This window comes from Undibacterium sp. GW821-FHT11H02 (assembly GCF_058808015.1).
In genome coordinates this window covers 11423-31544 of sequence record NZ_JBXARG010000012.1, presented here as the reverse complement: position 1 = coordinate 31544, position 20122 = coordinate 11423, and the positions used below count along the sequence as shown (strand labels likewise).

The 20122-nt window shown below is 45.7% G+C and carries 12 protein-coding genes and 1 tRNA gene; 10 read left to right on the top strand and 3 right to left on the bottom strand.

All coding sequences use genetic code 11. The annotated features are described in order from the left end of the window. Positions 1-63 precede the first annotated feature (63 nt). The 10 genes from miaA to AC1RR2_RS12955 all read left to right on the top strand — a co-directional run bounded on the left by miaA (position 64) and on the right by AC1RR2_RS12955 (position 16009). Positions 64-1002, top strand: coding sequence for a tRNA (adenosine(37)-N6)-dimethylallyltransferase MiaA (gene miaA / locus AC1RR2_RS13000; RefSeq protein ID WP_493222689.1), 939 nt, complete (start codon positions 64-66; stop codon positions 1000-1002). Positions 1003-1103: 101 nt separating this feature from the next. Beyond that, positions 1104-1180, top strand: a tRNA-Met gene (locus AC1RR2_RS12995). Positions 1181-1509: 329 nt separating this feature from the next. Next, positions 1510-3192 carry a class I SAM-dependent DNA methyltransferase gene (locus tag AC1RR2_RS12990; RefSeq protein ID WP_493222688.1) on the top strand — a complete coding sequence of 561 codons (1683 nt, stop codon included), beginning with the start codon at positions 1510-1512 and terminating at the stop codon, positions 3190-3192. Continuing rightward, on the top strand, positions 3182-4570 hold the full coding sequence (locus AC1RR2_RS12985; protein ID WP_493222687.1) for a restriction endonuclease subunit S: 1389 nt from the start codon (positions 3182-3184) through the stop codon (positions 4568-4570). The genes AC1RR2_RS12990 and AC1RR2_RS12985 overlap by 11 nt, the downstream gene beginning before the upstream one ends. Continuing rightward, complete coding sequence (locus tag AC1RR2_RS12980; RefSeq protein WP_493222686.1) at positions 4563-6035, top strand: hypothetical protein; 1473 nt, start codon at positions 4563-4565, stop codon at positions 6033-6035. The genes AC1RR2_RS12985 and AC1RR2_RS12980 overlap by 8 nt, the downstream gene beginning before the upstream one ends. A gap of 289 nt (positions 6036-6324) precedes the next feature. Continuing rightward, positions 6325-7605 (top strand): AAA family ATPase, encoded by a 1281-nt coding sequence (locus tag AC1RR2_RS12975; RefSeq protein WP_493222685.1) that lies wholly within the window; start codon positions 6325-6327, stop codon positions 7603-7605. Next, positions 7595-8284: an RloB family protein gene (locus AC1RR2_RS12970; RefSeq protein ID WP_493222684.1), complete on the top strand. Its 690-nt coding sequence runs from the start codon at positions 7595-7597 to the stop codon at positions 8282-8284. The genes AC1RR2_RS12975 and AC1RR2_RS12970 overlap by 11 nt, the downstream gene beginning before the upstream one ends. Positions 8285-8390: 106 nt before the next feature. After that, complete coding sequence (locus tag AC1RR2_RS12965) at positions 8391-11570, top strand: type I restriction endonuclease subunit R (RefSeq protein WP_493222806.1); 3180 nt, start codon at positions 8391-8393, stop codon at positions 11568-11570. A gap of 206 nt (positions 11571-11776) precedes the next feature. Next, positions 11777-14896 carry a bifunctional diguanylate cyclase/phosphodiesterase gene (locus AC1RR2_RS12960; RefSeq protein WP_493222683.1) on the top strand — a complete coding sequence of 1040 codons (3120 nt, stop codon included), beginning with the start codon at positions 11777-11779 and terminating at the stop codon, positions 14894-14896. 222 nt (positions 14897-15118) lie between these two features. Further along, positions 15119-16009 (top strand): hypothetical protein, encoded by an 891-nt coding sequence (locus AC1RR2_RS12955; protein WP_493222682.1) that lies wholly within the window; start codon positions 15119-15121, stop codon positions 16007-16009. Between the two features lie 254 nt (positions 16010-16263). Here AC1RR2_RS12955 and AC1RR2_RS12950 read toward each other — a convergent pair whose 3' ends face one another. The 3 genes from AC1RR2_RS12950 to AC1RR2_RS12940 form a co-directional block, all read right to left on the bottom strand. Beyond that, a complete protein-coding gene (locus AC1RR2_RS12950) occupies positions 16264-16527 on the bottom strand; it encodes a hypothetical protein (protein WP_493222681.1) in 264 nt (87 codons plus the stop codon). A 612-nt stretch (positions 16528-17139) separates the two neighbouring features. Then, positions 17140-17412, bottom strand: a complete 273-nt coding sequence (locus AC1RR2_RS12945) for a hypothetical protein (RefSeq protein WP_493222680.1) — start codon at positions 17410-17412, stop codon at positions 17140-17142. A 307-nt stretch (positions 17413-17719) separates the two neighbouring features. After that, positions 17720-19678 (bottom strand): glucokinase, encoded by a 1959-nt coding sequence (locus AC1RR2_RS12940; RefSeq protein ID WP_493222679.1) that lies wholly within the window; start codon positions 19676-19678, stop codon positions 17720-17722. Positions 19679-20122: the final 444 nt, after the last annotated feature.

The following is a 20122-nucleotide window of genomic DNA, read 5'->3' as shown; positions in this document are numbered from 1 at the left end:
CTTGCCTTTCTCCGTGTCTCTGTGCCTCTGTGTTGAGAGGTTCTAAGCTTTTAATTTAATAATATGCCACAACAAAAAATCATCGCCATCATGGGTCCGACTGCTTCCGGCAAAACCGCAGCAGCGCTGGCGATCGCGCGTGAAGTCCCTGCTGAAATCATTTCTGTCGATTCAGCGCTCGTCTATCGCGAGATGAATATTGGGACAGCAAAACCGAATGCAGAAGAGTTAGCCGCTGCGCCGCATCACCTGATAGATATTATTGACCCGAGTGAATCCTATTCCGTCGCGCAATTTTTGAACGACAGTGCGCGCCTAGTAAAAGAAATTCAAGGGCGAGGCAAACTCCCGATTTTGGTTGGCGGCACCATGATGTATTACAAAGCCCTGATCAACGGCATCGACGACCTACCCCCAGCTGATCCCACCATCCGCGCCCAACTCGACGCCGACATGGCAGAGATAGGCGCACCTGGCTTACACGCACGACTGGCGCAAGTCGATCCCATCACCGCTGCGCGCTTACAGCCCAACGATAGCCAACGCATACAACGCGCATTAGAAATCTACCAACTGACAGGACAAGCAATGTCGTCACTCATCGCACAGCAGCCAAGAGCTGCAGCGCCATTCGACCTATTACCGATTTCATTGGAACCAAGCGACCGCAGCTTCCTACACGAGCGCATCGCCAAACGCTTCGACATCATGTTAGAACAAGGCTTCATTGACGAGGTACGCCAACTCAAACTCAGATCTGATTTGAATGCCGATTTACCATCCATACGCTGCGTAGGCTATCGCCAAGCTTGGGATTATTTAGATGGCAGCATCGACTACCAGGAAATGCGCGAACGCGGCATCATCGCCACCAGACAACTAGCCAAACGCCAACTTACTTGGTGTCGCTCCATTCCTGAAAGGCTAATCGTAGATTGCACACAAGACAAGGTTAGTGAACAAGTATTGCAGCATGCCCGCGCATCGTTCGGAACAAATTAATAGAACTTAAGCGACGTTAATGAATTTTCCAGACACCACATCAGCAATTCAGATTAATTCTTGACGCACTGCACATCCACTGGCATAATCTTGGGCTTCTTGGTGATATAGCTCAGTTGGTTAGAGCACAGCACTCATAATGCTGGGGTCGGTGGTTCAAATCCACCTATCACCACCAGAACACAAAGCCCTGTTAGCAATAACAGGGCTTTTTTGTTTTCTGCTTCCATCCTACTCCCACATTCCCCTATCGCTGAGTTAGACTAGCGCGCTTGTGTTATCCAAAATACTCGCTATTCACCAAACACGTATTGCCTTCAATGCGTAATGCAGTTCAGTCAAGCTCTTGCCTAATGTCTCGTCATTCCCGCGAAGGCGGGAATCCAGTGGCGTAAAAGCCTAAAGACGCTGGATCCCTGCCTACGCAGGGATGACGTCTCAATGTTTTGAGCTTAGCGGAATTGCATTAGCCATCAATGCGTGTTTTCATAAGAACTCAAAGAATCCATGACCGATCAAAACGAACAAGAATTCCTCAACAATCTAGAGAAAAAACTCTGGACCAGCGCCAACAAACTTCTGCCCTCGCTCGATGCCTCGCAATACAAGCACGTCATGTTGGGGCTGGTGTTTTTGAAATATGTGTCCGATGCCTTTGATATTCGTCGTGACGAGCTCAAGGCGCAATTCACCAATCCCGACAACGATTACTTCATCGACCCTGCCGATTTTGATGACGACGCCGACTACCAAGCCGACATCGCCAGCGAACTCGAAGGCCGCGACTACTATCTCGAAACCAATACCTTCTGGGTGCCGCCCGTCGCGCGTTGGCAATTTTTGCGTGACAATAACAAAGTCGTCATCGGTGGTGCAGAGCTGCCAGTGCAAAGTAAAGGCGAAATCAAAAACATCAAAATCAGCTCCGTCGGGCATCTCATCGATTACGCCTTGGACGCGATTGAAATCGACAATCCCAAGCTCAAAGGCGTCCTCAACAAACGCTACACGCAATTGCAAATCGACCAAGCCAAACTGGGTGAATTGATCGACTTAATTTCCACCATTCCGTTCAAACACGAATCGCTATCAAGCAAAGATATCCTCGGCCACGTCTACGAATATTTTCTCGGCCAATTCGCCTTAGCCGAAGGCAAAAAAGGCGGCCAGTTTTACACGCCTAAAGCCATCGTGAGTTTGATCGTGCAAATGTTAGAACCCTACAAAGGCCGCGTGTATGACCCTGCCATGGGTTCAGGTGGTTTCTTTGTGCAGTCGGAACAATTCATCACCGCCCACAAAGGCAAGATCGGTGACGTCTCTATTTACGGCCAAGAATACAACCACACCACATGGCAACTCGCCGCCATGAACATGGCGATCCGTGGTATTGATTTTAATTTCGGCAAAGAGCCCGCCAACACCTACACCAACGACCAACACCCCGATCTACGCGCCGACTTTGTGATGGCGAACCCGCCCTTCAATATGAAAGAATGGGACACCGGTGTCGATGACAACGACCCGCGCTGGGTCTATGGCAAGCCACCTTCCGGCAATGCCAACTTCGCATGGTTGCAACACATGCTGTATCACTTGGCACCCAACGGCAGCCTCGGTCTGTTGCTGGCAAACGGCTCCATGAGTTCCAACACCAGCGGCGAAGGCGATATCCGCAAAGCCTTAATCGACAACGATTTAATCGAATGCATGGTCGCACTACCGGGGCAACTCTTCACCAACACCCAAATCCCTGCTTGTATCTGGTTCCTCACCAAAAACAAAAACGCCCGCACGGCGGCAAGTGGCCGTCAATTAATCGACCGCAGAAACAAAGTACTGTTCATCGATGCGCGCAATCTCGGCTACATGAAAGACCGCGTGTTGCGCGACTTCACGCAAGATGATCTGAATAAGATTTGCGACGTGTTTCACGCATGGCAAACGGGGAAAGATTACGAAGATCAAAAAGGTTTTTGTTCTAGCGCGAATCTAGCCGACATACAAAAACACGACTACGTGCTAACACCGGGGCGCTATGTTGGTGCAGAAGATGTGGCGGATGATGGCGAAGCTTTTGCCGACAAGATGGCGCGTTTGACTGCGCAATTGAAAACGCAGTTTGAAGAGAGTGATCGATTGGAAGCGGAGATTAAGAAGAACTTGGCGGGGTTGGGTTATGAGTTCTGATTGGACGCTCGTTCGACTTGGTGAACATTGCACAAAAATTGGTAGTGGCGCGACCCCATCCGGCGGGAGTAATGTATATACGGACGAAGGTGAGATATGCTTAATTCGCAGTCAGAACATCCACAACAGTGGATTCAAAAGTGATGGATTAGTTTTCATAAGCGCAGATGCAGCCAATAAGTTAAAAAACGTTATCGTTGAGGCTAATGATGTCTTACTAAACATTACAGGCGATTCTGTAGCAAGAGTTTGCTTAGCGAAGAAGAAATACTTGCCCGCGCGAGTGAACCAACATGTCGCGATTATTCGTCCTGATGAAAGAGATTTCGATTCTAGATATTTATGTTACCAACTGTCCTCACCAAAAATGCAAGCATTCCTGCTTGGCATCGCTGCTGTCGGAGCTACAAGAAATGCACTCACAAAAGGGATGATTGAAGGTTTAGAGGTAGTAAAGCCGCCTCTTGCAGTTCAAAAAACGATTGCAGATAAGTTAGAGAGCCTTGATAAAAAAATCGAACTCAACCACAAAACCAACCAAACCCTAGAACAAATCGCACAAGCCCTATTCAAAAGCTGGTTTGTCGATTTCGAACCCACACGCGCCAAGATAGCCGCCAAAGAAGTGGGCGCAACGCCAGAAGAAATCGAACGCGCCGCCATGTGCGCCATCAGCGGCAAAACCCCAGACCAACTAGTCCAGTTACCACCAGAAACCCAACAAAACCTAAAAACCACCGCAGCCCTATTCCCAGATGCTTTGGTGGATTCGGAGTTGGGGGATGTGCCGAAGGGGTGGGAGGTGAAATCTCTATCCGACATCGCGCAATATGCGAACGGCAAAATCGAAGTCTCAAAACTGAACGTCAGCAACTATATCTCGACCGAAAATATGCTTGAGAATCGTGGTGGAGTAACTGCTGCAACATCCTTACCATCGGTACCGACGGTGCCTAGCTTTTCACCTAATCACATTCTAATTTCCAACATCCGACCTTATTTTAAGAAAATCTGGCTTGCACGATTTGATGGTGGTCGATCAAACGATGTACTTGGTTTTGTCGCGAAAGAAAAAGGATGTGAAGAATTTCTGTACAACTTACTTTATCAAGACGAGTTTTTCGAATTCATGATGCGTACGTCGAAAGGCGCGAAAATGCCACGAGGTGATAAGGATGCGATCGCGAATTGGAAATTTGTCTGCGCAAGCAAAGCTTCACGACTGTATTTTTCCGAAATAGTAAGGCCGTCATATTCGATTATTGAGAATTTAAATTCTGAAAGTTTGAGCCTTTCAAATGCACGAGATAACCTACTCCCCAAGCTACTTTCTGGCGAAATTCAACTTCAAAATGATGAGGAGACTATAAATGTCTAGATGGAGCGATGCATTTACAAAACATTCTTTTCAACCAGAATGGAAAACGCTGTTAAAGCTACTTACAGAATTGAAAATTGACGACGAATCAATTTTAACTTCCGTTGAAGAATTGGCTCGATTAAGGAAAGTGATTAAGTACATTGAAGGATTATTGAATGCCCTAGATACCGACTTAGTTCCAATAGGTACTTGGGATAACTTCCAAGGGCAATTGTCGAGCTGCCTTCAGCAAATTCGTGAATATCAGCAAAATAGAAACATTAAGTATCTACAACATGCAAATGCAAACGCAGATAACTTATTAACCTACGTTAGACCCTGGGTTGTAAGTAATCCTGCCGATGCAGTCAAATCATTGAAAGATGCGCTTGAGGCATACCACACTACTGTCAATGAATATGCCGAATCATATCGTACGAGCGGTCGTGAGTTGTTGACAGAGTTAAGAAGTAAAAGGACCTCTGTGATGCGAATTGAAGAGGAGGTTACTACAGCGAAGATTAGTATAAACGCTTACGAGCGTGAACTCTTCGCAAACGAGGTTGATAAAGAAGGCATTAAATACAAAATTCAGGAATTCGTCAGAATTGTCGAAGAAGAAAAGAATAACATTACACAGTTTTACCATGAAGCATTAGTGGGCGATGAATCCAACAATTCATTAAGGAAAAGGATTCTTGACTCACTCGCATCAATTCAGGCTGAACGAGAAAAGGCCTTGAAATATGTTGAATCGATTTCGCAAGAGCGGAAGGATTTAGAAGAGCTTTATTTGAAAGTCTTTGGCAATGAAAATTCGAGCGATGAAAAGACGAAATATGGCTTGCGCGGTGAAATTGATCAGCGCATCGCGCAGCTTGACAAATTTTATGATGAACAAAAGTTGAAGTTCGGCGCACAATTTAAGGAGATTGAAGAATTGGTTCCCGGCGCTACGAGTGTTGGCTTAGCTACGGCGTTCTACGACATGAGAAGGTCATTTAATAATTCAATCATAGGTTTTACAGTAATGTTCTACTTATCCCTAACTTCGATAATTGGGATCGGGTTTTGGGCAATGGTGGCAAAGATTGACGCATCAGGATGGGTCTTCGTACGCTATGAAACCCTTGGTGAATTTGCTAGCTCACTTGGATGGAAGTTGCCATTAATCGGGGTAGCAGTTTGGTTGGCTGCATTTTCATCGAAACGTCGAAGTGAAGCACAGCGTCTTCAGCAAGAGTACGCCCACAAAGAGACAATTGCTAAGTCGTATCAGAGTTTCAAAAAACAGATTGAAGAATTGCAGCAGGAAGATCAGGTTTTATTGAAGTCTTTGATTTCTAAGGCGCTAGATGCATTTGCTGAAAATGCGTCGAAAACTTTAGATGGTAAACACGGTGATAAACCTCCAATTCAGGAATCAGTCGATGCAATTACTTCGTCAATCGGCAAATTGAAAGATGTGTTCATGACTAAGTAGGTTCAGCGCCGTCTCATGCTATTAGTCGCAAATTTGACGTTTGTGCAGACTAGATCCTTGTTTGTATTTCATAGCATTTATTAGCTGTTTAAATAACTGCTATGCTTAATTTACGCCTCGATACGGTCGAAACACTGCGCAGTTCGACTGTACGTTATTAAGCTACAAAACAGCATATTCGCTATTCGCGAATAGCGAATAAACTCCAAAAAAACTGATAAAAATCACTTTTAAGTCGTTTTCTTGCACATAAAATGCAAAAATCAAATGATAAGTGTAAGATAGCGCCATGCTAATCGAATTCTCAGTCACTAATTGCCGATCTATTCTTGAGCGTCAAACGCTCAATATGACGGCGTCTTCCTTCAAAGAGCTTGAATCTTTGAACACATTTGCACCAATCGCAGATGGGAGCGAGCTTAAATTATTACGCTCTACTGTTTTATATGGGCCTAACGCATCAGGTAAAAGTACCTTGATTCAAGCTTTACGGTTCATGAAAGAGCAGGTTTTAAATTCGCAAAAAGAAAGCCAGGCGGACGATCCTATCGACGTTGTTCCTTTCAAGCTAACTGCCCAATCGCGTCAAACTGACAGCGAATTTGAAATTACTTTTATCGAAAACGAAGTGCGTTACGAGTACGGCTTTCGTTGCAACCGGGAGCGTTTTACCGAGGAATGGTTATTCGCCTACCCTTCTGGTCGTCCACAAAAATGGTTTCACCGTGTATTTGATGCGCCAGCGGGTAAAGATGTGTACAAATTCAGCCCGAATTTTTTGGGTGGCCGCCAGCGACAAATTTGGGAAAGCCAAACCAGACCAAATGCCTTGTTTTTTTCAACTGCCATTCAACTCAATAATGAACAGTTAAAACCAGCTTTCAATTGGTTTCGATCTCGTTTACGTGTAGTTGACTCGGTTCATGGATTTAGCCAAGGCTATACGCTTATGCGCTGCCAAGATGAACAAGATAGAACACGCGTGATTGACTTTATGAATGCCGCAGATTTATCTATCGCAGATATTCAAGTCAAAGAATCCATGTTCTCTGCAGAATCTTTGCATCCATCTTTACCCTCAGCGATGCGCGAAGGACTCATCAAGGAATTGGCTGGAAAGAAGAATTTAGAGCCTCGTTTTTTTCATAAAGATGCGGTCACACAAGAATTAATTGAATTCGCCGAGGAAGAAGAATCTGATGGCACGCTCGCATTGTTCGCCTTCGCTGGCCCTTGGCTTGATGTGATTGAACATGATCGCGTGCTGGTGGTGGATGAACTAGATACAAGTTTGCATCCACTGCTCGTGCACCATCTTGTGAAAAAGCTCCATCATGAAGGCAGTAAAGCGCAGCTTATTTTTACGACCCACGATACAACTTTGCTGAGCCAAAAACTCTTACGCCGTGATCAGGTTTGGTTTATGGAAAAAGATAGTAACCGCGCTACCCGGCTTTATCCTTTATCTGACTTTAGCCCTAGAGATAATGAAGCTGTGGAGCGCGGTTATTTAAATGGACGTTATGGCGGTATCCCCTTCTTGAAAGACTTGGATTTTTATGGGGAGTGAGGATTTATTCCATAAACGGAAAGCAAAAACGAACGCTGATTTAAAGCGTAGAAGAGATTTCCGTGCGCGTAAGCAGCGCTACTTGATTATCTGTGAAGGATCAAAAACAGAATTCAATTATTTTCGTGATTTGCGAGCCGATTTAGGGATTGATCCTAAACAAGTCTACATTCCCAAAAATAATGGCAACACACCAGACCGCATCCTTGATCATGCATTGGCTCTTTATGATGAAGACGCCGTGAGTGGTGATGCTTACGATAAGGTGTATTGCGTTTTTGATCGAGATACGCATAGCACTTTTGATGAAACCCTTCAACGAATAAAGGACTTAAAGTCTTCGAGGAAGTCCAAACCTTTCGAGGCGATTACATCCACGCCTTGCTTTGAGTTTTGGTTATTGCTGCATTTTGGCTATACCGATTCCGCCTTCCATCAAGCTGGTAAAAAGTCTGTAGGCGATAACGCCGTTGCAGCATTAAAGAAGAAGCCGGGATTTGCTGCCTACGCCAAAGGCATACAAGGAATTTATGTGCAGTTAAAGCCTAAATTACCGGATGCCATAAAACATGCGCAGAAATTGCGTGAAGAGTCTGTAAAAAATCGGACAACCAATCCTTCAACGAATGTGGATGTCTTGGTTCTAAACATCCAAGAATTAACAACAAGCAACAAATAGTTGATCGCTCTACTAGCGCAGAAGTGCTTTTTAAATCATACTCATTTCCTTTTGTTAAGCTTTTGAATTACGCAAAAGTCGCGCCAACCTAGGAACGCTGTGCATGATCACTGAAGACCAACTAGAACAACTCTGCCTCACCTGGTTTCAAGAAATTGGTTATGACTACGTCTGCGGTTATGACATTGCGCCGGATGGCAGCAGTCCCGAACGCAGTGACTATCGCCAGATTATTTTGTCTACGCGTTTATTGTCGGCTCTTCAGAAGATTAATCCTCACATCCCCACTGCCACCTTAGAACAAGTCGCGCTTCAAATTAGCAAACCCGAAACACCTATCCTAATCAAGAATAACAAAGCTTTTCATCAGCTTTTGCTGGAAGGCGTGAAGGTGGAATTTAAGTCGCAGGAAGTTGATGCGAACGGTAATGCTGAGAGCAAAATCGACTATGTGCAATTGATTGATTTTGCTAACGCTCGTAACAATGAATTTTTAGTGGTCAATCAATATTCTTTGGCTGGCAGCAAAGGCAATCGTCGTCCTGATGTGCTGGTGTTTATTAATGGCATTCCGCTGGCGGTGTTGGAATTGAAAAATCCCGCCGATCAAAACGCGGATATCTGGCAAGCTTTTCAGCAGATACAAACCTATAAAGAAGAAATTCCTGATCTGTTTATTTTTAATGAAGCGGTCGTGGTGAGTGATGGTTTGATTGCACGGGTGGGATCGCTCACGTCAAACAAAGAGCGTTTTTTACCTTGGCGCACGGTGGCGAATGAACATGACAAGCCGCTGTTTGAGTTTCATTTAGAGACTTTGGTGAAGGGATTTTTTAAACCTGATTTGTTCCTTGATTACATACGCTATTTCATTTTGTTTGAACTAGATGGCGACAACATCATTAAAAAAATTGCGGGCTATCATCAGTTTCATGCCGTGCGCGAGGCGGTGCGTGCGACGGTGATTGCGGCGCAGCGTCCCGATAGTCGCAGCATTGCGCAGCCGCGTGCGAATTACGCCAATGAAGTTGTAGCAGGCTCGGGTAAAGCGGGCGTGGTATGGCATACGCAAGGTTCGGGTAAGTCAATTTCTATGCTGTGCTATGCGGCGAAATTGCTGGCGCAGCCTGAGATGAATAATCCGACCATCGTGGTGGTGACGGATAGAAATGATCTGGACGGTCAGCTCTACAATACCTTTTGCATGGCGCAAGAGGCGCTCAAGCAAACCCCGGTGCAAGCGGGTGATAGAGATGATTTACGTGAATTGCTCAGCTCACGTCAGGCAGGCGGCATTATTTTTACGACGGTGCAAAAGTTTGCTTTGTTGGGCGAAGAAACTAGCCACCCTATTCTCTCGACGCGCCACAATATCGTGGTGATCAGCGATGAAGCGCATCGTAGTCAATATGGCGACAAGGCCAAATTCAATACCAAGACTGGTCAATACACGTTCGGCTATTCCAAGCACATGCGCGATGCTTTGCCAGAGGCATCGTTCATCGGCTTTACAGGTACGCCGATTGATTCTGCAGACAAAGACACCAAGGCGGTGTTTGGTGACTATGTTTCTATTTACGATATTCAAGACGCGGTGGACGATGGCGCGACCGTGCCTATCTATTACGAATCACGCCTTGCAAAACTCGACATCAATCAGAATGAGATAGAAACACTGAATGAAGAAGTCGATGAAGTCATCGAAGATGAGGAAGATGTCGCCTCGCGTGAAAGCACAAAATCGCAATGGGCGGCATTAGAAAAATTGGTCGGCAGCGAACCACGTATGAAGCAAGTGGGCAAAGATTTAGTCGCCCACTTTGAAAACCGCATCGCCAGCATGCCGGGCAAAGGCATGATTGTGTGTATGAGTCGCGAAATTTGCGTCGATATGTATGACGCGATTGTGGCGATCAAACCAGAATGGCACGATGCCGATCCGAACAAGGGCGTGATTAAAATTGTGATGACAGGTTCGGCGTCAGACAAATCCAAATTGCAGCCGCACATCTACAACAAAGACACGAAAAAACTATTCGAAAAACGCTTCAAAGATGTGAACGATCCTCTGCAATTAGTGATCGTGCGCGATATGTGGCTGACAGGTTTTGATGCGCCGAATTGCCACACCATGTACATAGACAAGCCGATGAAAGGCCATAACTTGATGCAAGCGATTGCGCGGGTGAATCGGGTTTTCAAAGATAAGCCGGGCGGCTTGGTGGTGGACTATATCGGCATCGCTAGCGAATTGAAAAAGGCTTTGCACACTTACACAGGTTCTCAAGGCAAAGGCCAACCAACGCACGATACGCGTGAAGCCTACGCGATTTTGTTGGAGAAAATGGATATCGTTCATGTGATGTTTCATGGCTTTGATTACAGCGAGTTTGAGACCAAGGCTTTACAGCTATTGCCCGGGGCAATGAATCATTTATTGGGAATGAAAGGCGCGAGCGGCGAGCTCGATGGGAAGAAGCGTTTTCTCGACGTAATGGCTGCGCTCAACAAAGCCTATACGCTGTGCAGCACCATGAGCGAAGTTGAGCCTTTGAAAAAAGAGATCGCGTTCTTAAGTGCGGTGAAACACGCGATCACCAAGTTCACGACCATTGATAAACGCCGCACCGATGAAGAAAAAAACAGTGCACTGAAACAAATCATCGATAACGCGATCATTGCAGATGGCGTGGATGATATTTTTAAAATGGTGGGCTTAGACAAACCGAATATTGGCCTGCTCTCCCCTGAATTTATGGAAGACGTGGCGCGCATGCCGCACAAAAATCTGGCGGTGGAACTGCTGGAAAAATTACTGCGCGATGAAGTCAAAGCGCGTATGAAAACCGATGTCGTGTCTGAGAAAAAATACTCTGATCGCATTTTAGAAACGCTACGTAAATATCATAACCGCGCGATTGAAACCGCCCAAGTGATCGAGGAATTGATCAACATGGCGAAGGAGATGGCTGCCGATGCAGAACAAGCCACAAAGCTGGGACTCAATTCCGACGAGATCGCCTTCTATCGCGCTTTGATTCAAAACGAATCGGCGGTGAAAGAATTGGGCGACAATAATTTACGTGAGTTAGCGAAGTACGTTACCGAGCAATTGCGCGCATCAACCACAGTCGATTGGCAAGTGCGCGACAGTGTGCGCGCAAAATTACGTAATCTGGTACGCCGCGCTTTAAAGAAGTGGAAATATCCACCAGATAAAACCGACGAAGCGATTGATTTGTGCTTGAAACAGGCTGAGGTCTTGAGTCAAAGTTGGTCAAATTAGCTAAGAACAATTCTGTACGCGATCTTTTTTTTGACATACATTGTGAAAATATCGTTTAATTTACTCAAAGCAACAAAATTATCTGGATAATTTCTATAATTTCGGTGAATATCCACAGTGGAAGTACGCACGAAATTCAACACGTCTAATCAAACGTTTCTGATTGTAGGAACATTTGCAGTTAACGACTAACACAGTCAAGTGCAATGAGAATAACTAACAGTTTAGACCAACTGACTCTGAACAATAAACGCGCACTTTTATATGGTGGCGTCGTTTTTGTCATCTTATTTTTTGTCTCTAGTGCTTTTCTTACTTTGCTGTATTTACGGCAAGAGGCTCTCAAGCAAATTCAACATTCGTCTGAAAATCTGGCCAGTTCTTTGGTGCAGACCTTCGATGGCATGATAGATACCATAGACGTGGCTTTGCAAGCAGCGGTCGATGAAGTGAGCAGACAACAAACTGAGGGTACAGTAGATGCAGAGAGTATTAACAAGCTTTTGCTGAGGCAGGCTAAACGTGTCCCACATCTGGCCTTTATGCGCATTTCCGACGATAAGGGCAATATCATTTATGGAGTTGAAAATAAAGATAAGACGACCAACCTGAATGATCGCGCTTTTTTTCAACTGTTAGCGAGCGATCCTCAAGCCCAACTGATAGTCAGTCAACCTGTGTTTGCCAAAATAGCGCAGAAATGGGTGTGGCCTTTCGCACGTCGCATCAATCGCGCTGATGGTACTTTCGCTGGCATGGTGTATGCCTCTGTCTATACAAGAGAAATCGAGGATATTTTTAACAAAATTCATATAGGCGAAGGGGGTTCGATTGCTTTGCGAGATCAAAAATTGGCGCTGATTGCACGCTCAACATTTGATCGCAATAACACCATTCCCATTGGTAGCAATTCCGTTTCCAATCCATTCAAAAACACGCTGAAAATAAGTCCCAATCGCGGCACTTACACTAGCGATGCGAGCAGCACAGATGCCACAACACGCATCTATTCCTATCAGCGCAGCGACAAATATGGCTATTTGGCCAATATAGGCCTGGCCACCGAAGTGGCTCTTAAAGCTTGGGAAAAACAAGTCACGGTGGTTAGTCTGATTCTCCTCGTATTCGCTATCACCCTGCTCTATTTGACGCGCAAAATCGACCTGGCCTGGCGCAAAAATGATGAAGCGATTCTGACCTTAAAACTTAGTGCAGAACAACTATCGCACAAACACCAGTTATTGATCAATTCCGAGGCCAAACACCGATCTATCTTAGAACGACTCCACACCGCGATCGTCGTACATGCACCCGATACCAGCATCGTTTTTAGCAATTCGCGGGCATCCGAATTATTAGGCCTATCTGAAGATCAACTGATAGGCAAAGTTGCCATCGACCCTAATTGGTGTTTTGTGGATGAAAGCGGGAAACGGATAGCTCCGGATCAATATCCGGTGCAACGAGCGCTCACCACTAAGCAATCCTTCACAGAAATGGTGCTGGGAATTCGCAGTCCCAAAGCCCACGATATCCGCTGGGTACAAGTGAGTGCATTTTTGGAAAATGATGAACAGCATCTGCTGCGCCAGATAATCGTCAACTTTAACGATATTACCGAACGCAAAGAGGCTGAATTACGCTGGCAGTTTGCGCTAGAAGGCGCCGGTGATGGTGTATGGGATATCAATCTCATTACTAAGAAAGGACGGTTTTCTAAGACTTATCTGAGTATGTTGGGCTACCCCGAACATCGTTTCGAAGACAACTATCACGAACTCATTTCACTCATACATCCCGAAGATCGGGCACATCTCCTCACTGAAATGGCAAACCATAGAAATGGCCTGTCAAATCAATTTTCTGCAGAATACAGAATGCAATGTGCCGATGGCAGTTATAAGTGGATTTTTGGACGTGGCATGGTGGTGAGCGTTAACGAAGCAGGCCAATCACTTAGAATGGTGGGTACGCATACCGACATTTCTGCGATGAAAAATGCTGAAGAAAAGATTTGGACAGAAGCAAATTATGATTCGCTAACTAAACTTCCAAATCGTCGCTTGTTTTATGATCGCGTCGAAGAAAATATTAAAAAGGCGCAGCGAGAACATGAAACGATCGCTCTACTTTTTATCGATCTCGATAGGTTTAAAGAAGTCAATGACACCTTGGGACACCACGTCGGCGATCAATTACTGATACAGGCAGCGATGCGCATTAAATCGACAGTCCGTGCCTATGACACGGTTGCAAGGATAGGTGGCGACGAATTTACTGTCATATTGACTGATGTCCATGACACGGTCGACGTTGGCAAACTCGCAGAAAAAATTATTGCCGAATTGTCGCAGCCATTTATTATTTCGGGCGTTGAGTCTTACGTTTCTGCCAGTGTCGGTATCGCACTGTACCCGAATGATGCGCAGACCGTGATTGAACTCACGCGGCACGCAGACCAGGCGATGTACTCTGCCAAAGATAATGGTCGTCGATGCTTCCGCTTCTTCACCAAAACTATGCAAGAAGATGCCACGCACAGAATGCGCCTGGCAAACGACTTGCGCCATGCCCTAAAACAAAATCAATTCCTGGTTTACTACCAGCCGATTATCGATCTTAGGAATGGTCAAACCTATAAAGCAGAAGCGCTGATACGCTGGCAACATCCGGAGCTGGGCTTTATTTCTCCGGCCAGCTTTATTCCTATCGCGGAAGACACAGGTACCATACATCAGATAGGCAATTGGGTATTTTCGCAAGCTATCGAGCAAGTGAAAATTTGTCAGGCGCTATCAGAACGAAAATTTCAAATCAGTGTGAATAAATCGCCGGTCCAATTCCTAGTCGAACGAGGCAGCCAGGATCAATGGCTGGATCAAATTCTAGATTCAGGAATCGATGGCGACAATATTGTGATTGAGATTACCGAAGGCATTTTAATTAACAACGATATCCGTGTGACGCAAAGATTATTGCAATACCGTGACGCAAAAATTCAAGTCGCGATTGACGATTTTGGTACTGGTTATTCGTCGCTATCCTACTTGAAAAAATTTGACGTTGACTACCTCAAAATTGATCAGTCATTTACTCAAAATCTGTCCCTGCATTCATCAGAATATGCACTATGCGAGGCCATCATCGTGATGGCACATAAGTTAGGCATTCAAGTCATAGCTGAAGGCGTAGAAACCGAAGAGCAACATCAACTATTAAAGCAAATGGGCTGTGACTTTGGACAAGGTTACTTATTCTCCAGACCAATGCCTGCAGCGCAATTGGTCGACTTTATCGCGGCGACATCGACTATCGATCTGCCATAACGATCACACATAGTGGCTCTAAAATCTAGAAGATTTGCCACGCATAGAAAGTTTCCTTCCAAGAATTTTCTTAATCCGAAGTCTTGCTGAGCAGGCCTTTAGTCTAGCTATACGCCACTTTTTTTAAAATCCAGAGAATGCGTATCTAGTTCGCCAATAATGCCGAACCGAGCCCAATTTCTATACCAGAGCCAACCTCCACTCCCTCCTTAAATTGTCACCATGCGTTTAAAAATCATACTCATTTTCTCCGCCGTCTTACTCGGTGCTTGTCAGACAGTACAAAATCAATCGATTCCCTTACATAAAAATTTTCTCGAAAGTGCCGAACTCTTAGAAGTAAAACGCCCGACCTGGCGCTTGAACGATGCCGTTTATCGACAACATTTGCCAGGTTACGAAATTCATAGCACCGAAACGACATGGGCAAAGGGAGACCGAACGGAACTTTGGTTTTCTCAATCTGGAGGTCTGCTAGATGGGATTGAAATCAAAGACAAATTTTTACGTTTACTGTTTCTTGACTTACTCGACATGCGGAAACAAACCCGTCATCACTACCTTTACAATAGCGAGCAAGATTTTGGATTTGCGGTCAATACCGAGAAAGAGGCGGAAATACGTGTGCGCTGTCGTCGTGTGGTATTGACAGATCATTTAGATATAGTTCGCTTCTCACGCAATCAACGCTCCAGCAAGACAGAATATCGACAACGCTTAAATAGTTACTTAGCTTGTGAGCTACAACAAAATGCCTTGCAATGGCGTCTGACCGTCAATACAGGAAGCACAGAAGACGCCGCTCCCCCTCACATTGAATTGCAAGAACAAAATTCGCAAACACCCAGTGATATGCATTTTGAATTAGTCAAAGAAAGTAGTTTCTTGGTGAATGGGGAATGGAGAACCATGACTTTTGGCCCGCAACAATTTACTGGCCTACAGATGCATCAAAAAAATCAAACGCTTGCAGCCACCTCGTTCGACGGTGCTACGCCCAAAATTTGGTTAAACAAAAATTTGCCTGCAACTCAAAAATCGCTGCTTCTGGCCATCAACTATAGTTTGATGATGTACGACTGGCTAGATAATGGTTGGCGTAAGAGCCTGTAAGGAAATACGTAGGAAGACTTGATTACACGCAGATACAAAGAAGAAATGAGTGCCTGAGGAGATTTTACTTTGCTAATTTCTCTTCATTGCCGCGCTTAAGATAGCGCTGGCGGATTGGTTTTACTGCTCTTTTTACTGCCTCAAGAGTCGGCACTCGAACTCTTTTTTTTCATTCTACTCAACTTCACTCAATGTGTTCAGCGTATGCAGCCTGGCGACCAGCGATAGCGAGATAGTGAATGAGTTTTATCGATTTATTCATCAGCCATTGCTGCTTTCTGCGCTGGTGTTAAGCGTTTAGCGCTGATCACGACCGTTTGCATCATCGATGTTTCATGATCATAAGCGAGCTTTTCTGCCTCTGTCATACGTTTTGCACTGACGGTCACGGTTTGGATAGGTGCGACGGAAGCATCTACATTCGATGTCGTTGCGACGTTGACTATGCCGACGAAAATCAAAGAGCTCAAGCAAGCAGAAGCGGCTGATACGAGGGCGGTGGCAGTAATTGTTTTCATGATGTTTCTCCTAAAGTTGTTCACTAGATTTTTATCTGGTGGATCATTAAATTCGCTGTTTCTTTACTTCGTTTTTTTATCGATTTGTGTTTCGATGTGTGTACTTTATCCAAGCATTTAGTCAAGCGCGAGTCATATGCGACGAAATACAAAATGACGGGAATCAAGTGTAGAAAAGTGAGGACTAAGAGTAAGCAGCAGCGATGCTGAGAACACAGTCCGTGAAAATTTTCTGGCGCTTTTTTCCCGGGTTGGTAGGATGCAAATTACTTACTGATACGTCGCTGCGCAGAAATCTAAAGTTGATCTTAAAAAGGGTCTACTCGCCAAATAGTTTGGAAATTAATGCGCAAGGAGGCGGGCATGACATTTCAATTTCTAAGGGAAGAAATTAAAAAAAGTCGCGAGGGGGAATGGCGAAGGGAATATGAAATACTGAATCTCTGACAGTGCTCACCAGCACTGGGTTTAACCACTAATCGGGCTAAACCATGAAGAATTTTTTTGACTAATTTGATGCGCCTACTGTCTAGCTGAACTGCAGAAAATATCGACTGAGATCTGAATTACTCAAGCTAATTGATCAGCTAATTTATCAGCTAATTTACAAGCTTATTCATCACTCATCTGCGCTTTTTCTGCGGCAGTCAAACGTTTTGCGCGAATTTCAATGACTTGTGTCACGGTGGACTGTGCTAATTGCCAATCGTAGGCTTGTTTTTCAGCGTCGCTCATACGTTTTGCGCTAACAGTGACTGTTTGTATAGGCGTTACGGATGCTTCAACATTGGTGCTGGTTGCCATATTCACGATGCCTACAAAAAGTAATGAGCTGACGCAAGCAGAAGCGGCAGAAACGATGGCGGTGGCGGTAATTGTTTTCATGGTATTTCTCCTAAATTAATTGATTTATTCACGATGGAATGAAGTTTGGTTTTTATCGATTTCCACCTTGTGTGGTTCGTCGATGGGTGTACTTTAAAGAAACCGAAGGTCAAGCACTAGCGCCATGCGACGAAGTGCAGGAAGCGAGGATTTAAGCGTAGAAATGCGCGACCAGCTAAGATTTGTGGTGCGATTTTGCGGATAGGAAGTCGATAAGGTGCTAAGTGCGCCAGATATAGGTCGCACTTAGCACCTTATTAATCGTTACCTTTGGCTATTATTGGCTATTATTGGCTATTATTGGCTACTAGCGGCTATGCGAAGTCAGCTTTGCCAGAGGCGAGGCCAGGCTGACACCGGGTGCCTGATTACGTGCGCCAGTCTTTTTCGCGCTAACGGTGGGGCTTTCTACTTTGGCTTCGTCCAAACGCTCATCTGCCTCACCACGCATCAAGGACGTACTACCGGGGTTACGTCCCATCGCCACGCCGACCGCTAGCATGTCTATCACTAATAAATGCAAAATACGACTGACCATGGGTAAATGGGTCGTGACGTCTTCGACGTGATCCACGATCAAGGCGACATCGGCTTTGCGGATGAGCGGCGAATGACTGGCGGCAATCGCAATAATCTTAGCGCCCCGCTCACGGGCTTTTTCGGCCACCTCTAAAAGTTCTGGCAAGCGACCACTGCTACTGCTGATCACGACCACGTCTTGATCACTCAAGACACTGGCTGACAATAATTGCAGACGTGAATCAGTGTGCGCAATGCTAGGAATACCCAAGCGCAAGAATTTGAACTGCGCATCTTGTGCGACCACACCGTAATGACCGATCGCATAAAACTCAACCCGATTGGCGCGATTAATTAAGGCAATCGCGCGCTCTATCATGTCGCGATTGAGCTGACTGCGTACCTGCAGAATGGCTGACGCGGTATTACCCAAGACTTTGGCCCCCAGCTCCAAGGCCGAATCATCATCCGTCACTTGAATATGGGTGACAGGGACTGTGCCCGTTAAACCCGAGGCCAAGCGCAATTTGAAATCGGATAGTCCCTCACACCCCAATGAACGACAGAAACGAATCACGGTAGGCTGACTGACATCGGCCGCTCGAGCGATTTCGGCAATAGGATCGTTGACGACGGCACGGGCATGAGCCAGAACGTGCTCGGCAACTCGTAACTCAGCGGGTGACAAATCAGCACGGATACGACGTATTTGCCCCAGTATCGCTGAGCCGGGGTCGGTGTTTAAAGTTCTCAGTTGCGCATCTAAGATGGCGGAGGCGCCGATAAATGTGGCTTGTTCAGCCGTGATCACGAAAGTCGGAATCGCCGCGACATAGCGGCTAAAGCGTCCTTTTTGTTCAAAGCGCGCGCGGAAGCTCGATTGTTCAAAATACTCACCCAGACGTGGCACGATACCGCCACCGATATAAATCCCCCCCATGGCCCCCAAAGTCACGGCCAAATTAGCCGCTGCCGTACCAAGTAATGAACAAAATACATCGAGCGCTTGTATGCAATAGGGATCACTTTGATCGAGCGCCATCTGTGTGATTTCTGGGGCATTCAGTTCACGCATCAAGCCCTGTCCATGCTCGACCAAAGCACGATAAATTAATTCCAAGCCGGGACCAGAAACCAGACGTTCGAAGGAAACGTGTTCAAAATGCTTCCAGACATAGCGCAAGATCACAATCTCCCGTTCATCACGGGGCGCAAAGCTGGTATGACCACCTTCCGAACCCAGGGAGATCCACCCGTCGCCTGCAGGAATTAAACCCGATGTGCCCAAACCACTACCTGGCCCTAGTAAACCAATGACACTTTGTTTGCGTGGACTACCGCCGCCGATTTGCCGTACATCATTCGGCCCCAAACGTGGCAATGCCATCGCCAGCGCGGTAAAGTCGTTGACGATCAGTAAGGTGTCTAAGCCCAGTTTTTGGCGCATTTCTTCTATAGAAAAATGCCAGTGATAATTGGTCATACTGACCATGTCACCGTCGACAGGATTGGCGATGGCGACCGCCGCATGTTCGATTTGAAAATCAGGCAAAGTCGCCAGATAGGCACGCATCGCCGCGTAGAAGTCGGAATAATCAGCACACAGCAAAGAAGTAACATACTGAAAATCACCGCGCCCCATTTCCAAAGCAAAACGGGCATAAGTGCCGCCTATATCTGCCAACAAATGCGGTGAGGCATATTGTGCGCTGGCGTTTACTGGGCGTGGTAATGACTGGTTTTCCATAGTGTTCCAAATAGAAGGTGCTCGTCAGCTGACTTTATTCACGTCCATGCTGCGCTGCGACTGTTCCGCAAGATTGTCAAATGCCAACATAAGTCGGCATCAAAAATATAAATGGGTATTGTAGTCTGACTAGACGCACTACGGATATATCAAGCGTTTGATTACAAATTAGGCCTAGCCATTTAAAAAATGGCAAATCCAATGTCGCAGAGAAAGTCGAATTTGTAACTAGACTACAAAAAAAGACCGTAGTCTATCCACGGTTTATGCCGATTTTATCGAAGCACATCTGATTTTCAAATGAACTAAGAGCGCCGCTCATTCCGACCGCGACCTCAGCATCGCCGAACTATTGGTATCGGACACCTTTGAACTTGGGTAGCTGATATGCAGGCCCCACCTCGCGTTGTGCCCTTTGTAGCAGCACAAAACTATTGACTCAAG

Coding starts and splice junctions, on each gene's coding strand:
- AC1RR2_RS12975 (WP_493222685.1), top strand. CDS start 6,325: ATGCTAATCGAATTCTCAGTCACTAATTGCCGATCTATTCTTGAGCGT.
- AC1RR2_RS12990 (WP_493222688.1), top strand. CDS start 1,510: ATGACCGATCAAAACGAACAAGAATTCCTCAACAATCTAGAGAAAAAA.
- AC1RR2_RS12960 (WP_493222683.1), top strand. CDS start 11,777: ATGAGAATAACTAACAGTTTAGACCAACTGACTCTGAACAATAAACGC.
- AC1RR2_RS12940 (WP_493222679.1), bottom strand. CDS start 19,678: ATGGAAAACCAGTCATTACCACGCCCAGTAAACGCCAGCGCACAATAT.
- AC1RR2_RS12985 (WP_493222687.1), top strand. CDS start 3,182: ATGAGTTCTGATTGGACGCTCGTTCGACTTGGTGAACATTGCACAAAA.
- AC1RR2_RS12970 (WP_493222684.1), top strand. CDS start 7,595: ATGGGGAGTGAGGATTTATTCCATAAACGGAAAGCAAAAACGAACGCT.
- AC1RR2_RS12950 (WP_493222681.1), bottom strand. CDS start 16,527: ATGAAAACAATTACTGCCACCGCCCTCGTATCAGCCGCTTCTGCTTGC.
- miaA (WP_493222689.1), top strand. CDS start 64: ATGCCACAACAAAAAATCATCGCCATCATGGGTCCGACTGCTTCCGGC.
- AC1RR2_RS12955 (WP_493222682.1), top strand. CDS start 15,119: ATGCGTTTAAAAATCATACTCATTTTCTCCGCCGTCTTACTCGGTGCT.
- AC1RR2_RS12980 (WP_493222686.1), top strand. CDS start 4,563: ATGTCTAGATGGAGCGATGCATTTACAAAACATTCTTTTCAACCAGAA.
- AC1RR2_RS12945 (WP_493222680.1), bottom strand. CDS start 17,412: ATGAAAACAATTACCGCCACCGCCATCGTTTCTGCCGCTTCTGCTTGC.